Raw genomic sequence first — 26883 nt, forward strand, 5'->3', positions numbered from 1 at the left:
GCCTTGACTCCGCCCAGCGCGGCTGGCCTTAGAGAGACGGGGATCTTAACAAGGATGGTGTCGGGTGACGGAGTTGGACGGGCAGGTCCTGCAGGACGAGCACGCGCGGCCGCAGGCCGCAGCCATCGCGGCGCCTGCGCCCAAGGCGTTGTCGCCGCGCAAGCAGGCCATCCTCGATCACGCCAATAGCCATGCCGATGCGCGCGCCGGCTGGCGCGACAAGGCCGCGTTCTTTCATGCCGAGGACGAGTGCTATCTGCGCTTCCTGATCCCGCCCGGCAGCCGGGTGCTGGAGATCGGCTGCGGCATCGGTGACACGCTGGCCGCGCTGGCGCCGTCCTACGGGGTCGGCATCGACTTCAGCGACCGGCAGATCGCCATCGCACGCACCCGCCATCCCAACCTGACCTTCATCGCCGGCGATGCCGAGGATCCAGCGACGCTCGCCGCCGTCACCGGGCCGTTCGATGTCATCCTGGTGCTCGACACGATCGGCTCGCTCGACGACTGCCAGCAGTTCATCGCGCAACTGCATCCCTTGTGCACGCGCGAGACCCGGCTGGTGATCGGCTACTTCTCGCATCTCTGGTATCCGCTGTTGAAGGCGGCGGAGGCGATCGGCCTGCGCATGCCGCAGCCGGAGCAGAACGTGCTGTCGCCGGCCGACCTGCGCAACCTCGCGCATCTGGCCGATTTCGATCCGGTGAAATCCGAGCAGCGCGTGCTGTCGCCGCTGCGGCTCTACGGCCTTGGCCGCTTTGCCAACCGCTTCCTCAGCGTGTTGCCCGGCCTGCGCGCTTTGTCGCTGCGGCACTATCTGGTGTCGCGCTCGATGCGTTGCGTGACCGACGACGTCCGCTCGGCCACGGTGGTGATCCCGGCGCGCAACGAGCGCGGCAATATCGCGCCGGCGGTGCAGCGCATCGCCGCGTTCTGCCCGGACATCGAGATCATCTTCATCGAGGGCCACAGCCAGGACGGCACCTATGAGGAGATGGAGCGCGTGCGCGCGGCCTATCCGCAGCACGACATCAAGCTGATGCGGCAGCCCGGCAAGGGCAAGGCGGATGCGGTGTTCACCGCATTCGATGCGGCGCGCGGCGACGTGCTGATGATCCTCGATGCCGACCTCACGATGCCGCCGGAGCAGCTGCCGAAATTCTTCGAGGCGCTGCGCTCGGGCAAGGGCGAGTTCATCAACGGCTCGCGCCTGGTCTATCCGATGGACGAGGGCGCGATGCGCTTTCTCAACCTGATCGCCAACAAGACCTTCTCCTATCTGTTCTCATGGCTGCTCAACCAGCGCTACACGGACACCTTGTGCGGCACCAAGGTGCTCCGCCGCAGTGACTATCAGCGGCTCAAGGCCGGCAAGGCCTATTTCGGCGATTTCGATCCGTTCGGCGATTTCGACCTGATCTTCGGCGCCTCCAAGCTGAACCTGAAATCGATCGACCTGCCGATCCGCTACGCGGCGCGCAGCTATGGCGAGACCCAGATCTCCCGCTTCCGTCACGGCTGGATGCTGCTCAAGATGGTCGTGTTCGCATTCTTCAAGATCAAGGCGATCTGAGGAATGTGCAGGGCCGGCGTCGAGCAGGCGAAGTCGTTGGCGAGCGCCGCTGTCCGGGCCTCAAGGTTCGAGACGCGCCGAAGACGGCGCTCCTCGCCATGAGTCGCGTCCGCCAACTGGCGCTGCACACAATCCATGAGGATGCTGCCGGTTACGGCAGCGTCCTCATGGAGAGGGTTCCGAGCCACGCCGCGCATTCGTCCCCCGTCCTGAGGAGCCCGCCGCAGCCGGGCGTCTCGAAGGACGGCCCCAGGCGGCGCTTCGTTTCGACCCGCGGCGGAGGCCTGCCGTGACTCGCATTGACCGCCTCGGGCCCGGGGCCGGAGCGGACTGCAAGACGGCGACAGACGCCTCCGCCCGCGACGCTCTCGACCGCCTGACGCCGTTCGGCTGGCGCGGCGGCGTGGCGGTCACGCTGCTGCTGTCGCTGGCCTCGTTCCTGATCGTCGGCTATTTCACCGTGTATTGGCGCAACGCCGACATGGACTTCATGGTGATCTACAGCGCGCTCGCCATGAATGATGGCGGCGCGCAGGTGTTTTTCGACCATCCGGCCTATCTCACCATCCTCTCGGTCAAGGCGTGGTTCGCCTTGCTGCACCGGATCGGCTTGCTCGACGTCTGGACGCTCTCGACGATGCCGTCGGCGGCGGACCGCGCCGCCTTTGACGCTTCGATGATCAGCGCCGTTCGGGCGGGGCGCATCGCCGCGTTGCTCACCGCCGGCGGCGTCATCCTCGCATTCGCGGTGCTGGCCCGCCGGCTGGTGTCGGACTGGCGCATCGCCATGCTCGCGGTCGTCGCCTTCGCCTGGTCGGGCGGCGTGCAGATGCATCTGCGCATCCTGCGCAGCGAGATGATCGCGGCGTCGTTCTGTGTCCTCGCGTTGATAATCCTGATCTTGGCCGCGCGCCGCGCCAGCGTGTCGCGTCCGCTCGCTATCGGACTCGCGGCGCTGCTTTGCACGCTCGGACTGGAGAACAAGGTGCATGCGATCCTGCTGATCGCCGCCATTCCGGTCCTCGTCATGCCGTTCGGGACGGCGACGAGCGGAAGCGTGGCGTTCTGGCGGACACCACAGGCGTGGATGGCTGCGCTGCTCGCGGTCGTCCTGGCGCTCGCCGGAGCGTTCATCGTCTGGCCGCTGGTCGCCGCCGGTATCGATCCGGCCAACGCCGCCGCGGCCGGCCTGAAGCCGCTGCTGTTCGGCCGCTTCGGCGCCTATCAGTTCGCGTTGATCGGTGGGATCGCGATCGGCATGATCGTGTTCGCACGACTCTGGCAGGTGAGCGCGGCCGAGACGCTGGCCGCGATGGCGGCGGCCTCGGCCGGCGCAAGTCTCGGATTGCTCGCGCTCGATCTCAGCTACGACATCAACAACGTCGTGGTCGTGCTGAATCCGTTGGAGAAGATGATCACCTATGTCGACGCGCCGGAGGCCGCGGGCAGCCTCAGCGGGGCCATCGGACTGCTGTTGTCCGGGGTCCTCGGGGTGATCCGGCGCTACACATTCATCCTGCAATCCTCGGCGCGGCCCACGGTGTTCCTGACCTGGCTGATCTTGCCCGGCATCGTGCTGGCGTGGCGCCGCGGCGAGCGGCAGGTGGCGCTGCAAGCCGCGCTCTTGATGCTGGCCGCCATCGGCATCGACACGCTCGGCGTCCGCCGCGGGCTGAAGGTGGAGTATCTCGTCTTCACCGATCCGCTGATCATCATCGCCGGCATGATCCTGCTCGACCGCCTCGTCGACCTGCGCCTGGCGCGTTTCGCCTATCCGATCGGGGTGACGCTGCTCGTGCTGCATGTCGGCATCAGCCAGGCTGAGCCGGTCAAGATGGCGCTCAAGCGCAGGGGACCCGAGGAGGTCTGCACATGGAACGGCTACTACATGCCGCGGCTGGCCTTGCCCTGGTGTGTGCCGCGCAACTTGCCGAGGACATGACGGTGAGCCGGTGCGGTCGTCACGATTGCGCTGAGCGAGGCTTGCGCCGCAGCGGTTTGACAGGTGTGAAGATCGCCGCAAGATCCTCGCTCTCCGAGGCCGCGGCCTCGTCGAGCCGGAGCCGGCCCTCGACATGCAGGAAATGCTCGCGCGACACCGCGATGGCCCGCATCAGGTCGCGGTCGCGCAGCGCCGCGACGATGGCGCCATGCTCATCAACCGCGCAGATCGACTGCGCCGCCGGCTCGTAGACGGAGACCATCACCGAGGAGCGGCTGAGCAGGTCGGCGAGGATGCGGGACAATTCGGGATTGCCCAGCGCCTCGACGAGATGGACATGGAAGGCCCCGGACAGCCTGACTGAGGCGGCGCGATCGCCGCGCCGCGCCGCGGCGCGCTCCTCTTCGAGATGGGTGTCGAGCTGCGCGAGCAGCACCTCGTCGACCCTGAGAACCAGCTGGCTGAGCACGCCGGCCTCGAGCACGCGATGCGCCTCATAGACCCGCCTGATATCGTCGAGCGTCGGTCGCGGCACCCGCGCGCCGCGGTTGGGGATCATCTCCAGCCGTCGCTCGGCGCCGAGCCGGTGCAGCACTTTCCGGATGCGCTCGCGCGACACGCCGAAGATCGCGGCCAGCGGTGTCTCGGCGAGCTTGGTGCCGGCCTTCAGCTTGCCCTCCAGCAGCGCGCGCAGGATGGCCTGGTACACCGCCTCGTCCTCGGCGGGATTGGCCTTCCCGATTCGTTGCACGCGCATCGCCATGCCTCCTAGCTAGGCTCAAAGGTACGGCAGGTCACCTCCAAAAAATGTGCACATTATGCACCGCAGCGAGCAGGGACCGGCGCAGCGATTTGACTAAGGCATTGACGGCGCGCCTGAAATAAAAATGTGCACATTTGGCATAGGGCTTGCTGATGTCTGGTGACGCGCCACGCGACAGCTCACACGGGATCACCTCATGCACCCTTTCTCCCGCCGCAGCCTCCTGAAGACCGGTGCGGCCTTCGCCGCCACCTTCGCCGCGCCATCCCTGGTGCGCGCCGCCCCGAAAGAGATCGTGATTGGCGGCCCCGCCGGTGCCGCCAAATATTTCAACGCCGACCTGTTTCCGGTGCTGGAGAAGAAGCTCGACTGCAAGGTGCTCTATGAGGGCACCAACTCGCTGACCAATCTGCAGAAGATGCAGGCCGACAAAGCGAGCCCGAAGATCTCGGTCGTGATCATGGACGACCCGGTGATGCTGCCGGCCGCGGCCGAAGGGCTGATCACCAAGATGTCGTCGTCGGCGATTCCGAATCTCGGCAAACTGGTCGACGATGCCGTGCACCAGGACGGCATGTGGGCCAACTACCAGAAGCCCTGGGTCGGCATCGCCTATTCCACCAAGCGCATGAAGACGGCACCGGTGAGCTGGGCCGAGCTGTGGGATGCGAAATACGACTCCAAGATCGTCGTGCCGTCGCTGTCCAACACCGAAGGGTTCTGGACGCTGCTCGCCGCCGCGCATCTCGAGACCGGCAAGCCTTACAAGGAGGCGCAATACGAGATCGACGCCGGCTTCAAGAAGATCAAGAGCCTGAAGGCCAATCTGCTGAACGTCTATACCAACGCGCCGCAGGCCATCAATCTCCTGGAGCAGGGCGAGGCCTGGATGATCGGTGGCCAGTTCTCGGCCTACACCTTGATCCGCAAGGCCGATGGCTCGCCGGTCGATCTCGCCATTCCCAAGGATGGCGGCTTCTCGATGCCGTCGGGCATCGCCAAGGTCGCAGGCGCGCCGGCCGGCGACCTCGCCGACGCCGTGATTGACTTCTATCTCAGCCCGGAGGCGCAGACCATTCTGGCCAAGACGGCCTTCATCGCGCCGACCAGCAAGGCGACGCCGCTGCCGGCCGGCTATCCGGATCCGGCCTCGCTGTTCGCGCCCGATTGGGCCTTCATTGCCAAGAACCGCGCCGGCTGGGTCGATCGCTGGAGCAAGGAGATGACATGAGCGAGCCTGCGCCGCATCTCGTCATCAGCGCCGTTTCGAAGCGCTTCGGCGCGGCCACCGTGCTCGATCGCGTCGATCTCACGATCCGGCGCGGCGAGCTGGTCACCTTGCTCGGCCCATCCGGCTGCGGCAAGACCACCTTGCTGCGCGCCATCGCCGGCCTCTCGCCGCCGGACACTGGCACGATCGCGCTTGCCGGGCGCGACGTCACTCATGTGCCGCCGCACCGGCGCAATGTCGGCGTCGTGTTCCAGAGCTACGCGCTGTTTCCGCATCTCACCGTCGCGGGCAACGTCGCCTTCGGCCTGAAGGTGCGCGGCGCGCCGAAGGCGGAGATCGATCGCGCAGTGCAGCGGGCGCTGGCGCTGGTCAAGCTCGGTCATCTCGGTGGCCGACGCATCTCCGCATTGTCGGGCGGCCAGCAGCAGCGCGTGGCGCTGGCGCGCGCGATCGCGGTCGAGCCCGACGTGCTGCTGTTCGACGAGGCGCTGTCGGCGCTCGATCGCAAGCTGCGCGAGGAGATGCAGATCGAGCTGCGCCGCCTGCTGCAGGACGTCAAGGCGACCGCGATCTTCGTTACCCACGACCAGGACGAGGCGCTGACGATGTCGGATCGCGTCGCGGTCATGAACAAGGGCCGCATCGAGCAGCTCGCGGCGCCGCGCGAGCTGTACGCGCGGCCTGCGAGTCTGTTCGCGCTCAATTTCGTCGGGCTGTCCACGCGCATCGCAGGACAGGTGGTTGGCGGACAAGACGGCATGGTCGATGTCGTGACCCCGGTCGGCCGTCTCTCGGCGCGTGGTGCGTTCCAGCTCGGCGCCTCGGTGATCGTCGCGACGCGGCCCGAGCAGTTGCGCCTCGGCGCGGACCATGAGGCGAACTCCGCGAGCGGCCGCGTGCGCTCGGTCGTGTTCCAGGGCTCGCGGACCCTCGTGGACGTCGACGCCGGCGCCGGCGCGAGCCTGCTCGCCGAGCTGTCGGGACGCGAGGCCGAGGTGCCGCGCGTGCATGACGAGGTCCGCTTCGCCTGGCCGGCCGCCGAGACCTTCGCCTTCGCCGCCGAGGCGTCGCCATGACGGACGCCGTGCTCTCAGCCCCGGTCGCGACGCCTGCGCCCGATCGCGAGCGGCTCGCCGCGTTCGGCTTTGTCGCGCCGTCGCTGCTGATCACCGCGCTGGTGTTCGTGTTGCCGCTGGCGCTGCTGCTCGGCGTCAGCGTGCTCGATCCGAAGGGCGGCGGCACCTCGGCGCATTACGCCCGGCTGCTCGGCACGCCCTATTATCTCGGCGTCATCTGGAACTCGCTGCGGCTCGGCCTGCTGACGACCCTGATCGCCTTCCTCATCTCTTATCCCGCGGCGTTTGCGCTGGCGCGTGCGCGCGGGCCGTTGCGCTCGATCCTGCTGGCCACCTTATTCCTGCCGCTCGCGGCCTCTGTCATCGTCAAGGCCTTCGCCTGGACCATCCTGCTGCGCAGCGATGGTCTCATCAACACGGTGCTGATCGCGGCGGGGATCATCGAGGATCCGATCCGCATGATCTTCACCCAGACCGCATTGATCGTTGGCGCCGTCAACATCTTCCTGCCGTTCATGGTGCTGCCGATCTATGCCGTGGTGGCGCAGCTCGATAGCCGCTATGCAGAAGCTGCGGCAACGCTCGGCGCCTCGCCGCTCGTCGTGTTCTTTCGCGTCATCCTGCCGCTGACCTTGCCCGGCATCGTTGCCGGTGTCGCGCTGGTGTTCTCGCTGTCGGTGTCGGCCTATGTGGTGCCGACGCTGCTGATCGGCGAGAAATATCCGACGCTCGCCACCACCATCGCCAAGGCTTACCTGCTGGCGCGCGAGCCCGGCTTCGGCGCCGCCGCCGGCGTCGTACTGCTGGCAATCGCGATCATCGTCGTTGCACTCAGCGCGCTGCTGTCGCGGGAGCCGAAATGATGACGCGCCACGCCATCATCTTCTGCTGGGTGCTCGCGATCGGGCTCGCGCTGTTCCTGCTGCTGCCGCTGGTCGTGATCGCGGCGGCAAGCTTCTCACCGACGCCGGTGTTCGACCTGCCGCTGTCGGGCGCATCGCTGCGCTGGTATGGCCGCATCGGCCGGCTCGACGGCTTCTGGCCGTCGCTGTCGCTGTCGCTGCAGATCGCCGTGCTGTCGACCGCGCTGTCGCTGGTCGCCGGCACGCTCGCCGCCATCGCGATCGCGCGCGGCCGGCTGCCCGGCGCGACGGCGCTCGGCACGCTGCTGGTGTCGCCCTTGATGATGCCCGGCCTCGTGCTCGGCATCGCGCTCCTGCAATATTTCCGCATGATCGGCTTGACCGCGACCTGGAGCGCGCTGCTGGTCGCGCATCTCGTGGTGACGCTGCCTTACGTTGCGCGCACCATGATCGCCGGGCTCTCTCGCTTCGACTTCACCCTGATAGAAGCCGCGCGCACGCTCGGCTGCACCTATGCTGGCAGCGTGATCAGGGTGATGGTGCCGGCGCTGGCTCCGTCCTTCCTGATCTCAGGCCTGTTCAGCCTGCTGGCCTCGTTCGACAATTATCCGGTCTCGATCTTCCTCACCGACGTCCGCTCCAAGACGCTGCCGATCCGTATGCTGCAATATATCGAGGAGGCGCCCGATCCGACGTTGGCTGCGCTCTCCACCCTCATTCTCGCCGGCACCTTGGTGCTGCTGCTGATCAGCGATCGCCTGGTCGGCCTGCACCGCATGGCTGGAACCGCGGATTGACACGATGAGCTCACAGCCAGTCTTTCGTCGCGATTTCGTCGGCTATGGCGGCCGTCCACCGCATCCGCGCTGGCCCGGCGATGCCCGCGTCGCGGTGTCGGTGGTGGTGAATTTCGAGGAGGGCTCGGAATTCTCCGTCGCCGATGGCGATACGGCCAACGAGGCGATCTACGAGGTCGTGCACCGGCTCGAGGGTCCCGATCCCTGCATCGACAGCCATTTCGAATATGGCACGCGCGCGGCGTGGTGGCGCATCATGGACCTGTTCGACAGCTACGGCGTCAAGGTGACCGTCAGCGCCTGCGGCCGTGCCGTGGAGCGCTCACCGGACCTCGCGCGCGATGCGGTCGCACGCGGCCATGAGATCTCGGCCCATGGCTGGCGCTGGCAGAGCCATGCCGGCATGGCCGAACCCGAGGAACGACGCCTGATCGCGCGCACGGTGGACACCATCCAGCACGTCACCGGCAAGCCGCCGCTGGGCTGGCATACGCGCTCGGCAGCCTCGCCGAACACGCGCCGGCTGCTGGTCGAGCAGGGCGGCTTCCTCTACGACAGCGACGCCTATAATGATGACCTGCCGTACTACGTCGATGTCGCCGGCCGCCCGCATCTGGTGCTGCCCTACGCCTTCGACAGCAACGACATGCAGTACTTCAACGGCTCGCGTTTCCGTGGCGGCGACTTCGCCGACTACGTCATCGACGCCTTCGACTGGCTGGCGCGTGAGGGCGCGACGGCACCGAAGATGTTGTCGATCGGGCTGCATCTGCGCATGATCGGCCGCCCCGGCCGCATCGGTGCGCTGGACCGCATCCTGGCGCACGTCACCGGTAGCGGCGCCGCCTGGATCGCGCCCCGCGCCGACATCGCGCGGCACTGGCTCGCGACGGTGCCGCCGGTCTGAGCCGCGTCAGTCGTCCTCATCGAGGTCGTCGGGCGTGAGCGGCAGCTCGATCGTGCCGCCTTCGCCGGTGGCGAGGTCGCGCTCGTCCTCGGCGGGGTCGTCTTCGGCCTCCTCGAGCGGCCACAATCCGCGGTCATGTCCATTGCGTGGCGTCATGGCGTGTCCTCCCGTCCGGGATAAGACCGGTCGCGCGCATTGGTTCACCCCGGCCGATCCGCGCTGCGCCGGTCTGGCGCAGGCGACCTTGGCCGCCTACATCTGCGCCATGGTTGATCCCACCGCGCTGCAATCCTTTCTCCAGAGCCACAGCCGCATCGTCGTGCTCACCGGCGCCGGCTGCAGCACCAATTCCGGCATTCCCGATTACCGCGACAGCGACGGCCAATGGAAGCGCACGCCGCCGGTGACCTACAAGGCCTTCATGGGAACCGAGGAGACCCGCCGGCGCTACTGGGCGCGCAGCATGGTCGGCTGGCGCCGCTTCGGCCGCGCGGTGCCGAACGGCGCGCATCACGCGCTGGCGCGGCTGGAAGCACAGGGCCGCAGCTCGCTGCTGGTGACGCAGAACGTCGACCGGCTGCACCAGGCCGCCGGCGCCAGCAACGTCATCGACCTGCATGGCCGGCTCGATCGCGTCCGCTGCATGGGCTGCGGCGCAACCTTGTCGCGCGCGTCATTCCAGGATGAGCTGGCGTCAGCCAACCCGCATTGGGGCGATCTCGATGCAGCCGATGCGCCCGATGGCGACGCCGATCTCGACGGCGTCGATTTCACAGCGTTCACGGTCCCGGCCTGTCATATTTGCGGCGGCATCCTCAAGCCGGATGTCGTGTTCTTCGGCGAGACCGTGCCGCGCGAGATCGTTTCGACAGCGCGCGATCACGTCGATCAGGCGGACGCCATGCTCGTCGTCGGCACATCCCTGATGGTCTATTCCGGCTTCCGCTTCGTCCGCGCCGCAGCGGAGCGCGGCATTCCGATCGCCGTCGTCAATCTCGGCCGCACCCGCGCGGATGATCTCTTGTCACTCAAGGTGGAAGCGCCCTGCGACGAGGCACTGGCGTTTCTGCTGGAGGGGTAGGCTGCGCTCTCTCAAGCGTCTTGGGCGGGCTTGACCCGGCCATCCATCACTCTTCGCAAGGAGATCGATGCCCGGGTCAAGCCCGGGCATGACGAGAAGCGACGTCCCGGGACCTCACCGCGACCGCGGCGTCTCGCGGTTCTCGATGCGGTCCTTGTTGTTGACCTGCTCGCTGTCCGGCTTGCCCACCTCGACCGTCTTGCCGGCCTGGTTGCCTGGATTGTAGTGAAACTTGCCTTCGTGGTTCTCGCCCGGCTGCTTCTGGTCGGGATTGACATTGTCGGCCATGGAACTCTCCTGTCGCTGTACCGGACAACGTTCCGGGTGTGATGCCGTTCCGCGGCCGAGTGCCGCGGCTGCGCCGATGCACGCTCTGTGCGCGCCATCACTGAAGCCGCGAGCCGTTGTCGTCATGATCCCCGCATCGGCTGCACGGGCAGCCTCAAGCACAAGGGACACGGTCATGACCTCCAGCCTTCGCCTTCTCGCCGCCGCCGCCATCGTCGCCAGCACCGGCCTGCTCGCGTCCGCATCGACCTCGCCGGCTGAGGCGGGCTGGGACTGGCTCGGCAACAAGGACTACGTCCGCTGCCTGCAGCTGTTCTACACCGGCGACTTCCTGATGCCGGCAAATGCCACCCCGGCCCAGCGTGCGGCGAAGCACGAAGCCGGCCGCCGCTACTGCAATCGCCAATATTACGGCCACGACTGAGCATGGCGGCCCACGCGCAAGGCCGGAGCCGCACCTGGCCCGGCTCTTACGCCCCGGTCACGCGCCAGATGCAGTTGCCGACATCGTCGGCGACCAGCAGCGATCCGTCCGGGCCGAGCGTCACGCCGACCGGCCGGCCGTAGGAGAAGCTTTCGTCCGGCGCCAGGAAGCCGGAGAGAATGTCGCGCGCCGGTCCCGACGGTTTGCCGTTCTCGAACGGGATGAACACGACCTTGTAGCCGGACAGCTTGCTGCGGTTCCAGGAACCGTGCTGGCCGATCACCATGCCGTCCGGGAAGCCGGGCAGGGTGCCCGCCGGCAGCCAGCACAGGCCGAGCGAGGCGGTGTGGCCGCCGAGCGCGTAGTCCGGCGTCAGCGCGGTCGCGACCAGAGCCGGATCCTGCGGCACGCGGTCGTCGACGGTCTTGCCCCAATAGCAATAGGGCCAGCCGTAGAAGCCGCCCTCGCGCACCGACGTCAGATAGTCCGGGGGCGTCTCGTCGCCGAGCCCGTCGCGCTCGTTGACGACGGTCCATAGCACGCGCGTGGTCGGCTCGAACGCCAGCCCCACCGCGTTGCGCAGGCCACCGGCGAAGATGCGCGACTGCCCGCTCGCGATGTCCAGCTCATAGATGCAGGCGCGGCCCTTCTCGACCTCAAAACCCTGCTCGGCGATGTTGCTGAGCGAGCCGACGCCGGCATAGAGCTTGGTGCCATCAGGGCTGACCAGCAGGCTGCGCGTCCAATGGCCGCCCGGCTTGAACGTGGTGAGGCGCTTGCCCTGCGCGGTGATGCGCTCGGCGCCCGCGGCATAGGGAAAGGCGACGATGCCGTCGGTGTTGCCGACATAGAAGGTGTCGCCGACCAGCGCCATGCCGAACGGCTGGCTCAGATTCTCCATGAACGCATTGCGGCGCTCCGCGGTGCCGTCGCCGTCGGCATCGACCAGCCTTGTGATGCGGTTGGCGCTGACGCCGAGCGCTGCGGCGCGGCGCATCGTGGCCTGCATCGCATAGCCGAACATGTTGCGCACCGGGCTCGGAATCTGGGTGGCCTCCGCGATCAGCACGGACTTGTCGGGCATCACATAGATCCAGCGCGGATGGTCGAGCCCGGTGGCGAAGGCATTCGCCTTCAGCCCCGGCGCCGCCACAGGCCGCTCGCCGTCGCGCCAGCCGCGCGCGGTCGGCATCTTCAGGGTCGGCAACAGGCCCTGCGGCTTCGCGACCGGAATCTGCGGCTGCGTGCCCCAGGCCGGCTGCGGCGTCTCCCCCTGCAGCTTGCGCCATTGCAGCGCCGCATTGCCAACCAGCGCGACACCGCGCGCGACGATCGAGGAGAGGGTTGTCATGGGAGTCCTGTGGAGATGGGGCAGAGGTGGGATGCGTGAGGGCCATACAGACGGGAGAAGACCATGCCGTTATGGTCTATCATGCCCAACGTGACAATTGCGTGCGCTGCGCATGGGATCTGCGAACCCTTCACCGGCTCAGCCCACGTCGTCGTCGTCTGTCCAGGGATTGAAAAGGGGCGTTCCGGTCGCGGCGAAGTCTTTCACGTTGCGCGTGACGAGAGTGAGTCCGTGCACCAAAGCGGTGGCTGCGAAGAAGCCATCCATCACCGAGAGCGCGATACCGCGTCGATGGCCTGCCGCCATCACGTCACCCCAGCGCAGCGCGACGGCCTGATCGATCGCGAGGATCCGACCGGCAAATCGCGACGGCAGGTCATGACTGAGCCAGGCCGCGAGAGCCGTCCGTCGGCGGCCTGCGTCCAAAAGTTCGATGCCTCGTTGGAGCTCCGCAAGTGAAGCCGTGCTGATGAAGACCCGATCCTCGTCGACGGTATCGAGCCAGCCGATCACGCGCCGATCGGGGACCGGGCGGCGAACCTCCGAGAGCACGTTGGTATCGAGCAGGAAGTTCACAGGTCGATGTCGCGCGGCTTGTCAGTCGAGCGTGGCAGGTCGAGGTCGGTCCCGCGCAGCGGCGAGGCCAGCAGGAACTCCGCGAGCGTCCCTTTGCGGGCGGTCTTGCGCGACCATTCCTCGGCCGAAACGACCACGGCAGCCGGCTTGCCGTTTCGGGTGATGACCTGCGGGCCAGCCTGAGCGCGGTCGACGAGTTCAGACAGTCGCGCCTTGGCGCCAGCAAGAGTCCAGGCGCCTTCCCGAGAGTCGGCTTTGCTTGATTTCGGCGTCTTCATGAAAGATGACCATAATGACTAAATTGACTATAATTGAGTGGCGCCCGGCTGCCAAGCACGGCTGCGCCGGGACTTTCGAGGCGTCGACGTTGTGTCGGCTGGCCGCCACCACTTTCAAAAGGGCCGCATCACCGTGCGCGGCGAGCTCGTTGGCCGCGGCAAGGCCAAGCGCGCCGACGATGTTCTCTGTTTCAGACCGAACATCCCGCTCGCGCTGCGCCACGATCGATGAGGTCAAGTGCGCGGCTATGATCTCATGCGGTGGCGGACGGCCACGGCGACCTTGCAACGCTGCTTGCCGATCTGCAGCGGGCCGAGTCCGAGACGGCGCTGTCGCGTGATCGGCGCGAGGCGATTTTGCGGAGGCGCTCGCACGAGGAACGCGGAGCGTTTTCCGACGCATGACGAGGAGATCGCCCAGGCGCCAGCTGCGATCGCGCGGAAGGCACGAGCGGCATGCTGCGTCGACATTCACGCCACCGATGCGATCTGAACAGGTGTGAGCCGGTCTATTGGGACGCGCACACTGCCCTTCCTCCCCGTTCTTCGCGACATCAAGATGCGCGAGGCTGGCGCAACGCCGCAGCCGTGGCGCCGTCATTGAATTGCGCTACAGTGGCGTCAAACAGGGGCGGCCTTGCGCGAGTCGGGTGCGGCCGAGCAAAGGGAGGTGGGTGGCGGCATGACGGGAGTGATCGTTCCAGACGCGGCGGCCGCGTGGGCGCCGTGCGCTGCGGCTGCAGATGTGTCGCCAATCCGCAGCGCCGCCGCAGCGCGATGGGCAGCCGCCGATGGAGCCCGCCGATGACCGCCGCATTCGACCTCTCTGCCTTCACGCCGCACGCGCTGCGCGACAGCGTGCTGAACGAGGTGCATGCGCGGCCGTTCACGCCGCTGACCCAGCCGGTGCTGGTGATCCGCTTCGCCTTCATGGCGAGAGGCGACAGCGCCGCGGCCGATCGCGCCAGCCTCGCGGCATTCTGCGCGCAGCACGGCGCGCCGCCGCCGGAGCCGGGCGTCAAGCATCACCAGGTCGATCTCGGCCCGGTCAGGCTGCGCTTCGAGCAGCATTCGGAATTCGCCACCCTGACCTGGATCTGGACCCCGCCGGCCGGCGCCGGTCCGCGCCGCTTCGGCGCCATCGCGCCCGAACTGCGGGCGCTGATCGCCGCGCTGCCGCAGGCCGGCGAGCTGCTGGTCGCGGTCAAGCTCGAGGTTGAGAACGCGGCCGATCCGGTGGCGCGTGCGGAGGAGATCTTCAACAAGACCAGCCTCGCGATCGTCACGATCAAGGGCAGCGCCGGCGCAGTCGCCTCCGACTTCCGCCTCGACGAGGACGGCTTCACCCGCATCCTGGTCTGCGCCGACGGCCCGACGCAGGAGCGGCTTGGGGCGCTGGTGCAGCGCGCGCTGGAGCTCGAGACCTATCGCACGTTGGCGCTGCTCGGCCTGCCCGCCGCGCTCGAGCTGGCGCCGCAGGTCGACCGCATCGAGCGGCGGCTCGGAGAGGTGCTCGTCGAGATGCAGGGCGCCGAGACGCTGAAGATCAACAACCATCTGCTCGATGAGCTGACCGAGCTTGCGGCGTCGTTGGAGCGTGGCGCCACCGGCTCGCTGTTCCGCTTCGGCGCCAGCCGCGCCTATTGGGAGCTGGTGCAGGCGCGGCTCACGGTGATCGAGGGCGAGCCGATCACGCCCTATTCGAGCTGGTCCTCGTTCCTCTCTCGCCGCATCGCGCCGGCGATGCGCACGCTCACCACGCTGGAGCGGCGGCAGGACAATCTGTCGCGTAAGCTCGCCCGCGCCGCCGACCTGTTGCGCACCCGCGTCGACGTCGAGCTGGAGGAGCAGAACCGCGACCTGCTGCGCTCGATGAACGAGCGCACCAAGCTGCAGCTGCGGCTGCAGAGCACGGTCGAGGGATTGTCGGTGGCCGCGATCGGCTATTACGTCGTCAGCCTGTTCGGCTATCTCGCCAAGGGCGCGCACGACATCGGCCTGCCGGTCGAGCCGACCTTCGCCACCGCCGCCTTCGTGCCGGTTGCGATCGCGCTGATCTGGTTCACGACGCACCAGATCCGCAAGCGGCATCTCAAGGAGGATCATGAGGCGGAGAAGACGGCCGGGGAATGAGGGACGGGCGCTTGCCAGCGCGCGACAGCGGCGTTAAGCGGCGTGCTGATCAGCGAGAGGCGATGAGACGATGAGCGGCATGACGATCGATGTTCTGGTTCACGCGGGCGGAACGGCCACGCGGCAGCAGGTCACGGTGAACCGCCTCGTCATCGCCGGCTGGACCGGGCGCGATCCGGTGGCGCGCGACAAGCACATTGCCGAGCTCGAAGCGCTCGGCATTCCCCGCCCGGCGACCACGCCGATCTATTACGAGGTCGCGGCCCGCCGCCTCACCACCTCGGACGCGATCGAGGTGAGCGGCGCCGACTCGTCCGGCGAGGTCGAGTTCGTGCTGGTAAAGGCCGGCGGCCGGCTGCTGCTCGGCGTCGGGTCCGATCACACCGATCGCAAGGTCGAGACCTACAATATCACCGTGTCGAAGCAGATATGCGACAAGCCGGTCGCGCCGGAATTGTGGCTGGTCGACGATGTCCTGGCGCATTGGGACCAGTTGGTGCTGCGGGCCTATGCGACGATCGGCGGCGAGCGCGTGCTGTATCAGGAGGGTGCGCTGAGCGGGATGCTGGCGCCGGCCGATCTGATCGCGCGCCGCTATGGCGAGGCCGGCTTGCCGGAGGGCACCGCGATGTTCGGCGGTACTTTCGCCGCCAAAGGCGGCATCCGCCCGGCCGATCGGTTCGCCTACGAGCTCGTCGATCCCGTGCTGAACCGTTCGATCCGCCACGGCTATGCGATCGAGCAGCGCGTGATCGCGGGCTAGGTGCGGAGGAACGAGACAGCGGAGGAACGAGAAAGGGGACGCGGCCGGCTGGCATTGTCGGGATGTCGTTTCACGCTGTGTGATGCGTTCCACAGTCGGGCCGACGCGCTCGGCGCCATTGTCCATCGCAACGATGGAGATGGAAATGACCTACATACTCGATGCCGCTCTCGCTGCTGCGCTGCTGTTCTTCCTGTTCCTGCCGATCACCGACCGCCGAACGGTGATGATGAAGCTTGGCATGATCGCGTTGCTGGCGGTCTCGTTCTCGCTGTCGCTGAGCATCTCCCGCACCGCCGCGCCGGATGGCCGCGCGGCGGCGACCTTGGTGAGCAGCAATCAGGTGCCGCCGGCAGCTCCGGCCCGTTGAACCATCGTGAGGTCCTGACATTGGCACGGCGCCGCTCATCGTGTAGCACCGGTCGACGCTCCCGCGCAGGAGGACGCTGATGCCTGCTCTCGCTCATGTGCTGCTTGCCGCTCTGAGGGACCACGGCGCCCGCGAGATCTTCGGCATTCCCGGAGATTTCGTTCTGCCTCTGTTCAAGGTCATCGAGGAGAGCAGGATCCTGCCAGCCGTCACGCTCAGTCACGAGCCGGCGGTCGGCTTTGCGGCGGATGCCGCGGCCCGTTATCACGGCGGCCTCGGCGTTGCCGTCGTGACCTATGGCGCCGGCGCGTTCAACCTCGTGAACTCGGTCGCCGGCGCCTATGCCGAGCGCTCGCCCGTCGTGGTCATTGCCGGCGCGCCCGGCGCGCGCGAGCGCGTGTCCGGCTTCCTGCTGCACCATCAGGCCCGCACGGTGGATACCCAGCTTGCGGTGTTTAAGGAGATCACCTGCGATCAGGCCGTTCTCAGCGATCCGGCCACCGCGCCGGCGCAGATCGCGCGTGTGCTGCGCAGCGCAAAGGAAATGTCGCTGCCGGTCTATCTCGAATTCCCGCGCGACATGGTCGATGTCGAAGCCGAGCCGGTGGTGCCGCTGCCGCCGCGGCGGGCCGATCAGGACGCGCTCGGCGAGTGCGTCGAGGAGATCCTCGGCCGTATCGCGCGCGCCGAGCGCCCGGTCATCGTGGTGGACGTGGAGATCCGGCGTTATGGAGTCGAGGCCAGGATCGCGGCGCTGGCGCGCAAGCTGGGCCTGCCCCTGGTCACGACCTTCATGGGACGCGGCTTGCTCGACCAGGCCGACGATGTCGTCGCCGGCACCTATCTCGGCGCCGCGGGAAATCCCGCGATCACCGCGCTGGTCGAAGATGCCGACCTGGTGCTGATGCTCGGCGTGATCCTGTCGGATACGAATTTTGCGCTGTCAAACCGGGCACCGGACCCGCGCCGCATGATCCTGGCGGCGAGCTGCGAGGTGCAGATCGGGCATCATGTCTATCGTGACATGCCGCTCGGCGATCTCATCGATGCGCTGGACGATCGCGCAACACCGCGCGCGGCGCCGGCCGATCGCGTCCGGCAGCGCTCGGCCTATCCGCGCGGTCTGGTCGCCGACAGCAATCCGATCGCGCCGTCGGACATCGCGACCGCGATCAACGACATGTTCGACCGCCATGGCCGGATGCCGATGACCGCCGATATCGGCGACTGCCTGTTCACGGCGATGGAGATCGATAACACGGCGCTGGCTGCGCCCGGCTACTATGCCGGGATGGGGTTTGGCGTGCCGGCCGGCATCGGGGTCGCGGCGACCGGGCTGCGGCCGCTGATCCTCGTCGGCGATGGGGCGTTTCAGATGACCGGCTGGGAGCTCGGCAATTGCCGGCGCTACGGTCTCGATCCGATCGTGGTGCTGTTCAACAATTGCAGCTGGGAGATGCTGCGGGTGTTCCAGCCGGAATCGCGCTTCAACGATCTCGACGACTGGCACTACGCCGACATTGCCAAGTCCATCGGCGGTGTCGGCGAACGCGTCACCACGCGAGCCGAGCTTGTTGCCGCGCTCGAACGCGCCGTGGAACGGCGCGGGCAGTTCTCGCTGGTCGAAGTGATGCTGCCCCGTGGCAAGACGTCGGACACGCTGGCGCGCTTTGTTGCCGGCTTCAAGTCGGCGCGTGAGCGGATGGCCGGAGGATGAGCAAAGCGACCAGCGAGATCGGCGGACCGGCGGCCTCAGCCGGTCGTCGAGCGCAATGCGGTCTTGATCGCATCGCGGCCTTTCCAGGCTAGGTAAGTGAGGCGGCCGCTGAGCGAACGGTGGCCGCGCAGGCGGTTCGAGCCGAGCACGTGTCCGACCTCGTCCGGGAACCGCTTGATCTCGGCCTGGACCATCCGGTCGGTGCTGGTCATGATCGCCTCCAGCCGTGCGCCCCAGTCGGACTCCTCGATCCGGTCGATGCGCACCTGGATCGCGTATTCGATCTCATAGATGCTGGTCAGGATCTCCTTGGCCGTGACCACGCGGTTGTTCTTCAGGGCCATTCGCAGCGCCAGCCGCTTGTCCTCCAGCTGATCGAGCACCATCGGAATGGTCATGGCATAGGGCGCAGCAACGACGTCGGCGACGTTCTTCGTTCGTGCGGCCTTCGTCGCCAGCCGCATCACCTGCCATGGCTCCTTCAGCCGCTTGGCGACCAGCGTCAGGGCGAATGGCACCGCTTCCGGCTCCTTCTTGCGAAGGCCATCGAGCAGCAACGCCATCTTCTTGACCTGCGGGTCGTCGAACTCGGCGATCCGATCCGGCAGTGAGTCGGCGAACTTTGCGAGCTCGTCGCGGGCGCGCAGCGCTTTCATCAGCTTGACGACATCGTCGAAGACCGACGGCGATGCCGTATAGGCCTTGAGCTTGCTGCGAACCTGCTCGATGCCGTCAGCGCGCGCGAGCGTGCCCTCCAGCGACTTCGTCACCTTGGTCTGGAAGGCACTCGCGACCTGGCGAATCTCCCGCTGCTTGTCCGCCGCGATCAGGTCCCGCATCTGTGCATTATAGTCGCGCGCCATGGTCGGCAGCAGATCGCGCGAGATCCATTCCCAGATCGGCGTCAGCGAGCCGCGGGCGATGCGGCCTTCATTGGCATGCTCCGGTGAGCCGTCGATCAGGAGCTGCTCCACCGGCATGAAAAAGTAGCGCGAGGGATTGGCCGTCCGATGGCCGCCGACGCCATCCTTGCGGATCTCGGCCCGCAGGCGGGCCTGGATATCCGCCGATCCGGGCATGTCGACACCGCTCAGCTCGAGCCGCTCCAGCTCGCTGAGAAGACAGCTCCGCGTCAACGGCGACAACCGCTGCAGAAATTCCCAGATCCGGTCGACCGGTCCCATGCGTCTGGCTGTCAGCTGAATGTCCGAACCCGCTCGCCTCTATGGGCGAGAACGGGAATATCGAACCACGAAACAGTTGGTGCTCGATTAATTCCGGTAAACAAAGCCACCAAACCATGGCCTGTTCGCTCGGCATGGCCGGTCGGTCCCGCCGTCTCAGAGGCATATCGCCCTAAGAGAGTTAACTTCCAGCCGTACAGCTCATGAGGGAAATTTCTCGACGTTTGCGGGAGTTCTGCAGAAAATCCCGTATTGTTACGGGTTCCAATATTAACCATGTTAAAGTTTCCGAGCCGTCAAGATGAGGCATGGCACAGCTGAGACACAGACTTCCCGACGATCGCGGCGTCGCCCTGTCGAGCGCGCCGAAAGTTAACGACGGCGGCTTGGCGCCCCCTCGCGCCGAGGCGCTGGGTGCGCCCGTCACGGCACAGGCCGAGCCATCCGACGGACTTGTCGCCTTGACCGGCCAGCTCAACGGCTCGCTCACGGCGCTGATGCTCTACATGGGCGAGATCAAGCAGCGGAGCGATGACATCGCCAGGACGCCCGGCGACCGTCGCCATGTCCAGATGATCGTCGACAACGCACTGATGCAGACAGAGCGGATTTGCACGCTGGTCAGCCAAATGGCTGGTGCGCAGCCGCAATGCGGCTCTGCGCCGCGAAGCCTGCCGGGCCAGGATTCCGTCGTTATCGGCACGGCTACGACGTCAAGACACCCAGGCCGGACCAACAAGTCGCTGACCCCTCGCGAGCGCGAGGTGCTCGAATTGATCAGCGCAGGACACTCGAACAAGGAAGGCGCGCTGCGCATGGGGATCAGCCCGCGTACTTTCGAAAGCCATCGCGCCGAGGCGATGCGCAAGCTGGGTGCACGCAACACCGCCGAGCTGGTTCGCGCGGCGTTACTCAATCAGATCGGATGATCCAACTTGGCTGCGTGTTGGCTTGCGGACTACGCCGCAGCTTAACGAGCAGCATCGACCGCGATGACGGCTGGGCATCGATCGCGGATTGCGGTTGCTGCTGTGTCGGGCGAAGCGGCGGCGTTGCGATCGCATTGATCAGGCACTTGGCGAGCCGATCGAGATGCGGGCTGCCCGGCTATCAGAAATAATCCTCGGCGAAAGGACGAACGCGGGACGCGGGGCGCAGTGGAGCCTGTGCCTTGGCGGGCGCCGGCACGAGCGTAATCGTCCAGCGTGGCGGAACGCTGGCTTCCTTCTCCATCACGGAGCGGACGTGGCCCGTGATCGTGGCTCCGCCGGATTTCACTGTTGCGGTCCGGCCGTTGAACTGCGCAATTCGGAAACGCCTGACTTCCTTCTGGTCGGCGGTTTCAAATGTAAACATGGGACACATCTCCTATGTATCCGCCAGTCTCGCAGCTCATGATTAGTTGATTGTGAAAATCGTGAGCCGTAGAAGTACGGCGTCAACTCATTGTAAGGAATTGCCGGTATCGCGATCGGCGAATCTCTCCGATCTGCATCAGCCGTTCTCTTGTCGGTCGCTGCTTGCGCCAGCTCATCCCGCGAATCCAAGATTGTTGCCGGATGAGTGCGCGTCCCTGGCTGCAGGCCCGCGCTCCCTCAGTATTGCAGCTCCTGTGCTCGAGCTGCTTCATAGGCGGCATCGATGTTGTCGAGCAGCTCGGAATATTCCCTCGGCGACAGGCGGGGTGCGCTCTTCTCCAGCGCGAGTGCATAGGTCGCGAGCCGCCGATAGCCGAACGTTCCGGCTGCGCTCTTCAGAGAATGCGCCTCACGGCCGATCTTGATGCGCTCGCTATCGAGCGACAGTTTCCGGAACAGCTTCAAGCGCGCATCGGTTTCGCTGAAGAAGACATTGCGAATCTCTTGCGCGGCGTCGTCGCCGATTTCGCCCACCAGCTCCGCGAAGGCTTCCCGGTCGAGCGCCGGTTCAGCGGGGATCTCTGCCTCGGCCGAAAACTCCGCCGGCATGTCGTCCTGTTCCACCGGGGCGAGCGGCGGCGCGTCCGAGGCGATGGTCTCGATTGCCAGGGTGCGGGCCGGCAGCACGCGCAAAATGGCTTCGACAAGCGCTTTCTTGCGGGCCGGCTTGACCACGAAATCGTTCATTCCCGCTTCGCGACAGGCGCGGATGTCTTCCATGAAGGCATTCGCAGTGAACGCGATGATCGGCACGTTCGAGCGGCGCTCGCCGCGCGCGCGGATGGTTCGTGTTGCCTGGAAGCCGTCCATCTCCGGCATCCGCACATCCATCAGGATCAAGTCATAGTTGAAGCGGCTTGCCGCCGTGACCGCTTCGGCCCCGTCGCAGGCGGTGTCGGTCTGGATGTCGAAATCCTTGAGCATCTTGGTGGCGACGAGCCGGTTGGTCGGGTTGTCGTCGACGACCAGAACGCGCAATGGCCGGCCATAGGCGGCGATGCGGCTCTGCAGGGCAGCATAGATGCTGTCGTCATTCTGCTCGGGCACCGCGACGGCTTCGGCGATGGGCAACGTCAGGCGGAACGAGAAGGTCGAGCCGCGTCCCAGCGTCGAGGTCACGTCGATTTCGCCGCCCATCTGTTCGGTGAGCCGCTTGCAAATGGCGAGTCCCAGTCCCGATCCACCGAAACGACGGCTGATCGAGTTGTCGGCCTGAACGAAGTTCGCGAACAGCGAGCCGATCTTGTCGGCCGCGATACCGATTCCGGTATCGGTGACCGTCCATTCGACCGTGGCCTTCGCGTCGTCCTTGGCGAGGCAACGGGTCGTGATCACGACCTCGCCGGCGGCCGTGAACTTCACCGCATTGGATACGAGATTCAGCAGGATCTGACGAATGCGTCCTGCATCTCCGACCAGCGCCGGCGGTACTGCAGGGTCATTCACGCTTCTCAGCTTGAGGTCCTTGGCCGAGGCGCGTGGGCCGATGATGCTCAGCGTGTTGTGAACCAGCGCCTCGGCGGAGAATGCGATGTCCTCCAGCGACAGCTGCCCCGATTCGAGCTTCGAGAAATCGAGGATGTCATTGAGGATCTCGAGCAGATTATCGCCCGCATTATGGATCGCGACCACCGAGCGGCGCTGTTCGGGGTCGAGGTTGGTCTCGAGCAGCGTGGTGGCGAGTCCGAGCACCGCGTTCATCGGCGTGCGGATCTCGTGGCTCATCATTGCGACAAAGGTCGATTTTGCCGCATTTGCAGCCTCAGCCGCATCGATCAGGTGTTCATGCCGTTCCCACAAACGGGAGATCAGGACGGCCGCTGCGAGGACTGCGGTGGCACTCACCAGCGACATGATGACCAGCAGCGTTGCCATCGCGCGCCAGGCCTTCAGGACGTGCTGCTCCGGCACCGATACGACGATCATGGCGGGATAGCTTGGCAGCATCTTCGCCGCGCGCAGGCGCATCTCGCCGGTCCGGCCCGAGAGCTCACGCAGCACACCGCCGGCGGCAAGCGCGCGCTGGCCGAAGCCGGAGGTCGACTTTCCGATCTCGCTGGTCGGCGGGAAGTGGGCAAGCAGGATGCCATCTTCGCGGATCAGCGAAACTGAGGCATCGAGGCCCAGCGCCGTCGAGCCGAAGAAGTTTTCGAGATAGGGGACCGACATGGCACCGAGCAGCAGCCCCATGAACTCGCCCTTGCCGTCGTCCAGCCGTCGCGCAAAGTAGATGTTCCAGGTGCCGTCTCCACGGTTCTGCACGGGCGTGCTGACGTAGCTGCGCAGCGCCGAGTCGCCCTTCAGCGCCTTGAAGTAATCGCGGTCGGAAATGTTGACGTCAGGTATGGGCCAGTAGCGCGAGAAATTGAGCAGCCGGCCCTGCGCGTCGATCAGCGTCACCGCATCGATCTGCGGAAGTCCGGCGATCTTCTCCTTGAGCAGCAGATGGGTCTGGTAGTCCGCGGCGACCTTGCCGTAGGTCGCTGCGTCGATGGCGCCGCCGCGCACCAGATAGTCCCTCACGCTCGACAGCACGAGATCCACCGACTTCACCGAGCGGTCAGCGTTTTCGGCGAGCGTCAGGCTGTGCCGGCTGAGATCCTCCTCGGCGTGCAACAGCGCGTTCTCGCGCAGGTTGGTGAGAAAGAACAGATTGCTGCCGGCGATGATGCAGATGAGGATGAGCGCGATTGCTGCCGGCGCACCCAGAACGCGTTTCTTCTTGTCCATCATCCTCTACCAGCCTGCCGTCGGACCAGCTTCTGGCGATCGGTCTCGCTCGCGATCTGCTTGAGCGTCTGCCGAAGCAAAGGCAGATTGATCGGCTTCGAAAACGGTGGGCAGACGTTCAGCTCAAGAAAATTGCCGATGCGTACCGAGGCGTCGAGCCTGTCGTTCTCGGAGGCGCTGATGATGAGAACAGGGCCGCGATATTTGAGCTCGGCGAGCCGTTGGAGCACTTCCGTGCCGGATCGCTCGCCGAGCGACAGATCCAGCGTGACGCAATCGAAGTGCCTCGTTCGAAGGATGGTGGAAGCTGCGTCAACCGAACTTACGCCCGTCGTGTTGAAGCCGGCCTGGGTCGCAATCTTTCTGAGGATGGAGAGATGCACGTCGGCATCTTCGATCACGAGGAGCTCGTTGCGCATGAATTCATCGTCCCCTTGCCACCCCGAGCGCGGTTCTCGGCAACAGGAACTGGTCTAGCGTCCGGCTCTGACCCCCTCGTAAATTTTGGCTTCCGTACAACTACGGGGCGACCGCGCGGCAGGAGGCGTGCGTCGCGGGAGACCCGCGCGCCACGATCCAGAGCGCGCTGCGAAGGCGAGCTGAAAAACGAAGCGGCCGGAGGGGGCGCTCCGGCCGCTATGCTGATCCGGTGAAGACGGGCACTATTCGGCCGGGCCGAACACGGCTTCCATCTTGGTTTTGAGGGTCGCCGCATTGAATGGCTTGACGATGTAGTTGCTGACGCCGGCCTTCTTGGCGGCGATGACGTTCTCGGTCTTGGATTCCGCCGTAATCATGATGAACGGAGTCTTGGACAATTCGGGGCTGGCGCGGACCTCACGCAGCAGGTCGTAGCCGGTCATCGGTTCCATGTTCCAGTCCGAGATCACGAGGCCGTACTTCTTCGCCTGCATCTTGGCGAGTGCGGCGGATCCATCAGTGGCGTCGTCGACGTTCTCGAATCCGAGCTGCTTCAGCAGGTTGCGGATGATCCGGATCATAGTGGCGTAGTCATCGACCACCAGGATCGGCATCGACAGATCAAAGGCCATGTCATTACTCCGCGCGTTTGGTCAAAAGCCGAACACGGGCGAGATATTTCAGCACGAAAATTATTCGACGCTTTTTTGGAACTCGCGCTCGTCAGCAACGCGACAATTATCAGCGCCCGTTGAACAGCGCGTTAATTCCGCCCGGGCCAAGGATGTCGTTGGGCCCGTGGTCCGTAGTTGTACGGAACGTTCCGTCCGGTAGCGCCCGTCTGGTCGTGCCAGGCCAGGATCAGGGGTGGCACCGCATCAGCCGGTCATACTGGGACTTGACCGTGCCGTAGCATTCGCAGGCTGTCTTCTTCAGCCCCTCCAGATCGATGATCTCGATGTGGCCCCGGCTGTAGTGGATGAAGTCGGCCTGCTGCAGGGTGCTGGCGACCAGCGACACGCTGTTGCGCCGCGCGCCAATCATCTGGGCCAGCGACTCTTGCGTGATGTAGAGCTTGTTGCCGCCCGAAAGGTCGTGGGTCTGCAGGAGGCAACGGGCGAGACGTGACTCAACCGTGTGGGCGGCATTGCAGCCGGCGGTTTGTTGGCTTTGCAGATATACAGCAAGAGCATGTCTCAGCATTTGTGCGCGGAACGTCCCGCTCTGCTCGGCCGCATTCCGCACTCGCTCGATGTCGACCACCGACGCGGCCCCCGGGACGAGGACCGCCGCGGTGTTGAGCACCAACGACTCAGCTCCTCCGAGCAGCGACATGCTGCCGAAAAAACTATCTCGGCCGATCATCGCCACCTGGACGCGTTCTCCACGCGCAAGGTTGACGACCAGCGAGATGACGCCGCGATGCGGGAAGTAAATCCGAGACAGCTTCTCGCCCACCTCGGCGAGAACCGAGTCCTGGACCAGATCCACCGTCCGGAGGTAGGGGCGGATCAACTCGAAATCCTCGTCGGACAGCGACGAAAGGAAGCCGTTCGGAGAACGCAAGCCAAGGTCCAAAGCCATCTCCTGCATTGCGGTAACGGTGCCTCGCAGATCTCATCCACTCATGGTTCCATAGAACCGCGTGCTATCCGCTGACAAGAAAAAACAACCAGGACATCAGTCTTCGCGGCATGCAACCGCATGGCTGTGCTCGTTGATGTGCAGAGGCGGCGCCGTGCTGCCATCAGCTCGCACGTTTGAGCGCTTTCGAGCGTTGAGCGCAGCCTGTATACAATCTGCATAGCGTCCTGCTGGTCTGGCTATTGATGGTGGCGGCTGTCCAGGGACTCCATGCCAAGGCCCGTTCCAAAAAAACGAAAAGGCTGTACTAGTTCCGGTTGCGTCGCGCCTGCGATCGCTTTCACAGTCTTAGGCACAATTGACAGCGGTCATCTTGGAGCCAAAATCGCAGAGAAATGCGCTGATTCGTTTGACGGATCGTTTGCAACCGGGTGCGTTCTTCAATGTGATGTGCCGGCATCAGCCGGTTTCTTGAGGAGGCGTGCCGGGACAGCTTGTCAGTAAGCCGCAGATCGTTCGAAGCTGATGATGTGGGCTTCTGGGCGTGATCGCTGATCAGCCATGAAGGCCAACATCGCGGCCGCATGGATGCGCACTGCCGCGCCGTCGTTCGTGCGTGCTTGTTGACAGTTAGTAAGCCAATCATCTTCAATCGCAGGTACCTTGAGACTCATGGCGCTCCCGACCCAGCAACAAGCCGGCCATCACAATGAGGACGCGAACGCCGCCAAGCCGGTCACCATCGAGCCGAACCCCGGTCTCGCGATCGTCGGCCAGGTTGCCGGCGGCCTGCTGCACGACTTCAACAACATTCTCACCGTGATCACCGGGACGATCGACATTCTCGCCGAGGCTGTCGAGGACAGGCCTGAGCTCGCCGCCGTCGCTCGATTGATCGACGAGGCCGCGACTCGCGGGGCCCGAATGACGGCCCAGCTGCTGTCGTTCGCGCGCGGGCGGCCGCCGCGGCCATGCGCGGTCGAACTGAGCGAGCTGCTGATCGACGTCGGACGTCTGTTGCGGCCGACATTGGGGACCGATGTCGAGGTCACGACATCGATCGAGCCGGCGGTGCCCGCGGTGTTTGCCGATCCCGGCCAGTTGATGGCTGCGCTGCTCTGTCTTGCGATCATGGCTCGACCGACGATCGATAATGGCGGCAAGCTCGATATCCTGGCGAAGGCCATCGCTGCCGCCGAGGGCGACGACTCCGACGGAGCTTCATCCAACGTGCTGATTACGGTGACAGCGACCGCGACCGCCGCGGCGATCATCCCCGCGGAGCGGATGTTTCCGGATATCCGCATGGTTACCGACTTCGTCATGCGGTCGAACGGGCAACTCGCGCTGAAAGCCTCCGATGGTTCTGCCGCAAGCGTCGAGATCGTTCTGCCCTGTGCAGTTCAGGACTGAA

28 protein-coding genes are annotated in these 26883 nt (G+C 65.7%); 15 read left to right on the forward strand and 13 right to left on the reverse strand.

The window, feature by feature from the left end; genetic code table 11:
- Positions 1–64 precede the first annotated feature (64 nt).
- On the forward strand, positions 65–1573 hold the full coding sequence (locus tag BBTA_RS02355; protein ID WP_012040828.1) for a bifunctional class I SAM-dependent methyltransferase/glycosyltransferase family 2 protein: 1509 nt from the start codon (positions 65–67) through the stop codon (positions 1571–1573).
- A 298-nt stretch (positions 1574–1871) separates the two neighbouring features.
- Entirely contained in the window at positions 1872–3515 is a 1644-nt protein-coding gene (locus tag BBTA_RS02365; RefSeq protein ID WP_041751185.1) for a hypothetical protein, read from the forward strand.
- Positions 3516–3534: 19 nt separating this feature from the next.
- On the opposite strand, the gene BBTA_RS02370 is transcribed toward BBTA_RS02365, so the two are convergent.
- The gene (locus BBTA_RS02370; protein ID WP_041750271.1) at positions 3535–4278 is read right to left on the reverse strand and encodes a GntR family transcriptional regulator; all 744 of its coding nucleotides are present in this window, start codon (positions 4276–4278) and stop codon (positions 3535–3537) included.
- A 196-nt stretch (positions 4279–4474) separates the two neighbouring features.
- Between BBTA_RS02370 and BBTA_RS02375 the strand changes: the two genes are divergently transcribed.
- Genes BBTA_RS02375 through BBTA_RS02395 form a run of 5 tightly spaced genes read left to right on the forward strand, consistent with a single transcriptional unit; the run spans position 4475 to position 9152 of the window.
- The gene (locus BBTA_RS02375) at positions 4475–5509 is read left to right on the forward strand and encodes an extracellular solute-binding protein (RefSeq protein ID WP_012040831.1); all 1035 of its coding nucleotides are present in this window, start codon (positions 4475–4477) and stop codon (positions 5507–5509) included.
- A complete protein-coding gene (locus tag BBTA_RS02380; protein ID WP_012040832.1) occupies positions 5506–6585 on the forward strand; it encodes an ABC transporter ATP-binding protein in 1080 nt (359 codons plus the stop codon). The genes BBTA_RS02375 and BBTA_RS02380 overlap by 4 nt, the downstream gene beginning before the upstream one ends.
- Positions 6582–7448: an ABC transporter permease gene (locus tag BBTA_RS02385; protein ID WP_012040833.1), complete on the forward strand. Its 867-nt coding sequence runs from the start codon at positions 6582–6584 to the stop codon at positions 7446–7448. The genes BBTA_RS02380 and BBTA_RS02385 overlap by 4 nt, the downstream gene beginning before the upstream one ends.
- Positions 7445–8245, forward strand: a complete 801-nt coding sequence (locus BBTA_RS02390) for an ABC transporter permease (protein ID WP_244424304.1) — start codon at positions 7445–7447, stop codon at positions 8243–8245. Before BBTA_RS02385 ends, BBTA_RS02390 begins: the two co-directional genes overlap by 4 nt.
- Before the next feature lie 4 nt (positions 8246–8249).
- Positions 8250–9152: a polysaccharide deacetylase family protein gene (locus BBTA_RS02395; RefSeq protein WP_012040835.1), complete on the forward strand. Its 903-nt coding sequence runs from the start codon at positions 8250–8252 to the stop codon at positions 9150–9152.
- Positions 9153–9158: 6 nt separating this feature from the next.
- On the opposite strand, the gene BBTA_RS40610 is transcribed toward BBTA_RS02395, so the two are convergent.
- Positions 9159–9308 carry a hypothetical protein gene (locus tag BBTA_RS40610; protein ID WP_012040836.1) on the reverse strand — a complete coding sequence of 50 codons (150 nt, stop codon included), beginning with the start codon at positions 9306–9308 and terminating at the stop codon, positions 9159–9161.
- Here BBTA_RS40610 and BBTA_RS02400 point away from each other — a divergent pair.
- Positions 9307–10233, forward strand: coding sequence for an NAD-dependent protein deacetylase (locus BBTA_RS02400; protein WP_012040837.1), 927 nt, complete (start codon positions 9307–9309; stop codon positions 10231–10233). The two genes, BBTA_RS40610 and BBTA_RS02400, sit on opposite strands and share 2 nt — an antisense overlap.
- A gap of 114 nt (positions 10234–10347) precedes the next feature.
- Here BBTA_RS02400 and BBTA_RS40615 read toward each other — a convergent pair whose 3' ends face one another.
- Positions 10348–10521 (reverse strand): hypothetical protein, encoded by a 174-nt coding sequence (locus tag BBTA_RS40615; RefSeq protein ID WP_012040838.1) that lies wholly within the window; start codon positions 10519–10521, stop codon positions 10348–10350.
- A 175-nt stretch (positions 10522–10696) separates the two neighbouring features.
- Here BBTA_RS40615 and BBTA_RS02405 point away from each other — a divergent pair, with 175 nt between their 5' ends.
- A complete protein-coding gene (locus BBTA_RS02405) occupies positions 10697–10945 on the forward strand; it encodes a hypothetical protein (protein ID WP_012040839.1) in 249 nt (82 codons plus the stop codon).
- A 46-nt stretch (positions 10946–10991) separates the two neighbouring features.
- Here BBTA_RS02405 and BBTA_RS02410 read toward each other — a convergent pair whose 3' ends face one another.
- From BBTA_RS02410 to BBTA_RS02420, 3 genes are all read right to left on the reverse strand, one after another.
- Positions 10992–12296 (reverse strand): sorbosone dehydrogenase family protein, encoded by a 1305-nt coding sequence (locus BBTA_RS02410; RefSeq protein WP_012040840.1) that lies wholly within the window; start codon positions 12294–12296, stop codon positions 10992–10994.
- Positions 12297–12434: 138 nt separating this feature from the next.
- On the reverse strand, positions 12435–12872 hold the full coding sequence (locus BBTA_RS02415; RefSeq protein ID WP_012040841.1) for a type II toxin-antitoxin system VapC family toxin: 438 nt from the start codon (positions 12870–12872) through the stop codon (positions 12435–12437).
- Positions 12869–13150: a type II toxin-antitoxin system Phd/YefM family antitoxin gene (locus BBTA_RS02420; protein WP_012040842.1), complete on the reverse strand. Its 282-nt coding sequence runs from the start codon at positions 13148–13150 to the stop codon at positions 12869–12871. The genes BBTA_RS02415 and BBTA_RS02420 overlap by 4 nt, the downstream gene beginning before the upstream one ends.
- An 804-nt stretch (positions 13151–13954) precedes the next feature.
- Between BBTA_RS02420 and BBTA_RS02430 the strand changes: the two genes are divergently transcribed.
- The 4 genes from BBTA_RS02430 to ipdC all read left to right on the forward strand — a co-directional run bounded on the left by BBTA_RS02430 (position 13955) and on the right by ipdC (position 18133).
- On the forward strand, positions 13955–15283 hold the full coding sequence (locus BBTA_RS02430; RefSeq protein ID WP_012040843.1) for a DUF3422 domain-containing protein: 1329 nt from the start codon (positions 13955–13957) through the stop codon (positions 15281–15283).
- Between the two features lie 70 nt (positions 15284–15353).
- The gene (locus BBTA_RS02435) at positions 15354–16046 is read left to right on the forward strand and encodes a DUF2848 domain-containing protein (RefSeq protein ID WP_012040844.1); all 693 of its coding nucleotides are present in this window, start codon (positions 15354–15356) and stop codon (positions 16044–16046) included.
- 145 nt (positions 16047–16191) lie between these two features.
- A complete protein-coding gene (locus BBTA_RS02440) occupies positions 16192–16416 on the forward strand; it encodes a hypothetical protein (protein ID WP_041751187.1) in 225 nt (74 codons plus the stop codon).
- A gap of 79 nt (positions 16417–16495) precedes the next feature.
- Positions 16496–18133 (forward strand): indolepyruvate/phenylpyruvate decarboxylase, encoded by a 1638-nt coding sequence (gene ipdC, locus BBTA_RS02445; protein ID WP_012040846.1) that lies wholly within the window; start codon positions 16496–16498, stop codon positions 18131–18133.
- Positions 18134–18168: 35 nt separating this feature from the next.
- On the opposite strand, the gene BBTA_RS02450 is transcribed toward ipdC, so the two are convergent.
- Positions 18169–19317: a hypothetical protein gene (locus BBTA_RS02450; protein WP_012040847.1), complete on the reverse strand. Its 1149-nt coding sequence runs from the start codon at positions 19315–19317 to the stop codon at positions 18169–18171.
- Between the two features lie 308 nt (positions 19318–19625).
- Here BBTA_RS02450 and BBTA_RS02455 point away from each other — a divergent pair, with 308 nt between their 5' ends.
- Entirely contained in the window at positions 19626–20246 is a 621-nt protein-coding gene (locus tag BBTA_RS02455; RefSeq protein ID WP_012040848.1) for a response regulator transcription factor, read from the forward strand.
- 181 nt (positions 20247–20427) lie between these two features.
- Here BBTA_RS02455 and BBTA_RS02460 read toward each other — a convergent pair whose 3' ends face one another.
- The 6 genes from BBTA_RS02460 to BBTA_RS40620 form a co-directional block, all read right to left on the reverse strand.
- Complete coding sequence (locus BBTA_RS02460; RefSeq protein ID WP_012040849.1) at positions 20428–20673, reverse strand: hypothetical protein; 246 nt, start codon at positions 20671–20673, stop codon at positions 20428–20430.
- A 239-nt stretch (positions 20674–20912) separates the two neighbouring features.
- The gene (locus BBTA_RS02465; RefSeq protein ID WP_012040850.1) at positions 20913–23465 is read right to left on the reverse strand and encodes a hybrid sensor histidine kinase/response regulator; all 2553 of its coding nucleotides are present in this window, start codon (positions 23463–23465) and stop codon (positions 20913–20915) included.
- Positions 23465–23884: a response regulator gene (locus BBTA_RS02470; RefSeq protein ID WP_012040851.1), complete on the reverse strand. Its 420-nt coding sequence runs from the start codon at positions 23882–23884 to the stop codon at positions 23465–23467. The genes BBTA_RS02465 and BBTA_RS02470 overlap by 1 nt, the downstream gene beginning before the upstream one ends.
- 243 nt (positions 23885–24127) lie before the next feature.
- A complete protein-coding gene (locus BBTA_RS02475; protein WP_012040852.1) occupies positions 24128–24517 on the reverse strand; it encodes a response regulator in 390 nt (129 codons plus the stop codon).
- A gap of 229 nt (positions 24518–24746) precedes the next feature.
- The gene (locus BBTA_RS02480) at positions 24747–25463 is read right to left on the reverse strand and encodes a Crp/Fnr family transcriptional regulator (RefSeq protein WP_012040853.1); all 717 of its coding nucleotides are present in this window, start codon (positions 25461–25463) and stop codon (positions 24747–24749) included.
- A 503-nt stretch (positions 25464–25966) separates the two neighbouring features.
- On the reverse strand, positions 25967–26143 hold the full coding sequence (locus tag BBTA_RS40620) for a hypothetical protein (RefSeq protein WP_168167856.1): 177 nt from the start codon (positions 26141–26143) through the stop codon (positions 25967–25969).
- On the opposite strand from BBTA_RS40620, the gene BBTA_RS02485 reads away from it, so the two are divergent.
- Positions 26142–26882 carry a histidine kinase dimerization/phospho-acceptor domain-containing protein gene (locus BBTA_RS02485; protein WP_012040854.1) on the forward strand — a complete coding sequence of 247 codons (741 nt, stop codon included), beginning with the start codon at positions 26142–26144 and terminating at the stop codon, positions 26880–26882. The genes BBTA_RS40620 and BBTA_RS02485 overlap by 2 nt on opposite strands.
- Position 26883: the final 1 nt, after the last annotated feature.

This window comes from Bradyrhizobium sp. BTAi1, from assembly GCF_000015165.1.
Taxonomy (GTDB): domain Bacteria; phylum Pseudomonadota; class Alphaproteobacteria; order Rhizobiales; family Xanthobacteraceae; genus Bradyrhizobium; species Bradyrhizobium denitrificans.

Bases quoted from the DNA above. Each gene is read 5' to 3' on its own strand.
- BBTA_RS02370 (WP_041750271.1), bottom strand. From the start codon at position 4,278: ATGGCGATGCGCGTGCAACGAATCGGGAAGGCCAATCCCGCCGAGGAC.
- BBTA_RS02375 (WP_012040831.1), top strand. From the start codon at position 4,475: ATGCACCCTTTCTCCCGCCGCAGCCTCCTGAAGACCGGTGCGGCCTTC.
- BBTA_RS02380 (WP_012040832.1), top strand. From the start codon at position 5,506: ATGAGCGAGCCTGCGCCGCATCTCGTCATCAGCGCCGTTTCGAAGCGC.
- BBTA_RS02385 (WP_012040833.1), top strand. From the start codon at position 6,582: ATGACGGACGCCGTGCTCTCAGCCCCGGTCGCGACGCCTGCGCCCGAT.
- BBTA_RS02390 (WP_244424304.1), top strand. From the start codon at position 7,445: ATGATGACGCGCCACGCCATCATCTTCTGCTGGGTGCTCGCGATCGGG.
- BBTA_RS02395 (WP_012040835.1), top strand. From the start codon at position 8,250: ATGAGCTCACAGCCAGTCTTTCGTCGCGATTTCGTCGGCTATGGCGGC.
- BBTA_RS02400 (WP_012040837.1), top strand. From the start codon at position 9,307: ATGGCGTGTCCTCCCGTCCGGGATAAGACCGGTCGCGCGCATTGGTTC.
- BBTA_RS40610 (WP_012040836.1), bottom strand. From the start codon at position 9,308: ATGACGCCACGCAATGGACATGACCGCGGATTGTGGCCGCTCGAGGAG.
- BBTA_RS40615 (WP_012040838.1), bottom strand. From the start codon at position 10,521: ATGGCCGACAATGTCAATCCCGACCAGAAGCAGCCGGGCGAGAACCAC.
- BBTA_RS02405 (WP_012040839.1), top strand. From the start codon at position 10,697: ATGACCTCCAGCCTTCGCCTTCTCGCCGCCGCCGCCATCGTCGCCAGC.
- BBTA_RS02410 (WP_012040840.1), bottom strand. From the start codon at position 12,296: ATGACAACCCTCTCCTCGATCGTCGCGCGCGGTGTCGCGCTGGTTGGC.
- BBTA_RS02420 (WP_012040842.1), bottom strand. From the start codon at position 13,150: ATGAAGACGCCGAAATCAAGCAAAGCCGACTCTCGGGAAGGCGCCTGG.
- BBTA_RS02430 (WP_012040843.1), top strand. From the start codon at position 13,955: ATGACCGCCGCATTCGACCTCTCTGCCTTCACGCCGCACGCGCTGCGC.
- BBTA_RS02435 (WP_012040844.1), top strand. From the start codon at position 15,354: ATGAGCGGCATGACGATCGATGTTCTGGTTCACGCGGGCGGAACGGCC.
- BBTA_RS02440 (WP_041751187.1), top strand. From the start codon at position 16,192: ATGACCTACATACTCGATGCCGCTCTCGCTGCTGCGCTGCTGTTCTTC.
- ipdC (WP_012040846.1), top strand. From the start codon at position 16,496: ATGCCTGCTCTCGCTCATGTGCTGCTTGCCGCTCTGAGGGACCACGGC.
- BBTA_RS02450 (WP_012040847.1), bottom strand. From the start codon at position 19,317: ATGGGACCGGTCGACCGGATCTGGGAATTTCTGCAGCGGTTGTCGCCG.
- BBTA_RS02455 (WP_012040848.1), top strand. From the start codon at position 19,626: ATGGCACAGCTGAGACACAGACTTCCCGACGATCGCGGCGTCGCCCTG.
- BBTA_RS02460 (WP_012040849.1), bottom strand. From the start codon at position 20,673: ATGTTTACATTTGAAACCGCCGACCAGAAGGAAGTCAGGCGTTTCCGA.
- BBTA_RS02465 (WP_012040850.1), bottom strand. From the start codon at position 23,465: ATGGACAAGAAGAAACGCGTTCTGGGTGCGCCGGCAGCAATCGCGCTC.
- BBTA_RS02470 (WP_012040851.1), bottom strand. From the start codon at position 23,884: ATGCGCAACGAGCTCCTCGTGATCGAAGATGCCGACGTGCATCTCTCC.
- BBTA_RS02475 (WP_012040852.1), bottom strand. From the start codon at position 24,517: ATGGCCTTTGATCTGTCGATGCCGATCCTGGTGGTCGATGACTACGCC.
- BBTA_RS02485 (WP_012040854.1), top strand. From the start codon at position 26,142: ATGGCGCTCCCGACCCAGCAACAAGCCGGCCATCACAATGAGGACGCG.
- BBTA_RS40620 (WP_168167856.1), bottom strand. From the start codon at position 26,143: ATGAGTCTCAAGGTACCTGCGATTGAAGATGATTGGCTTACTAACTGT.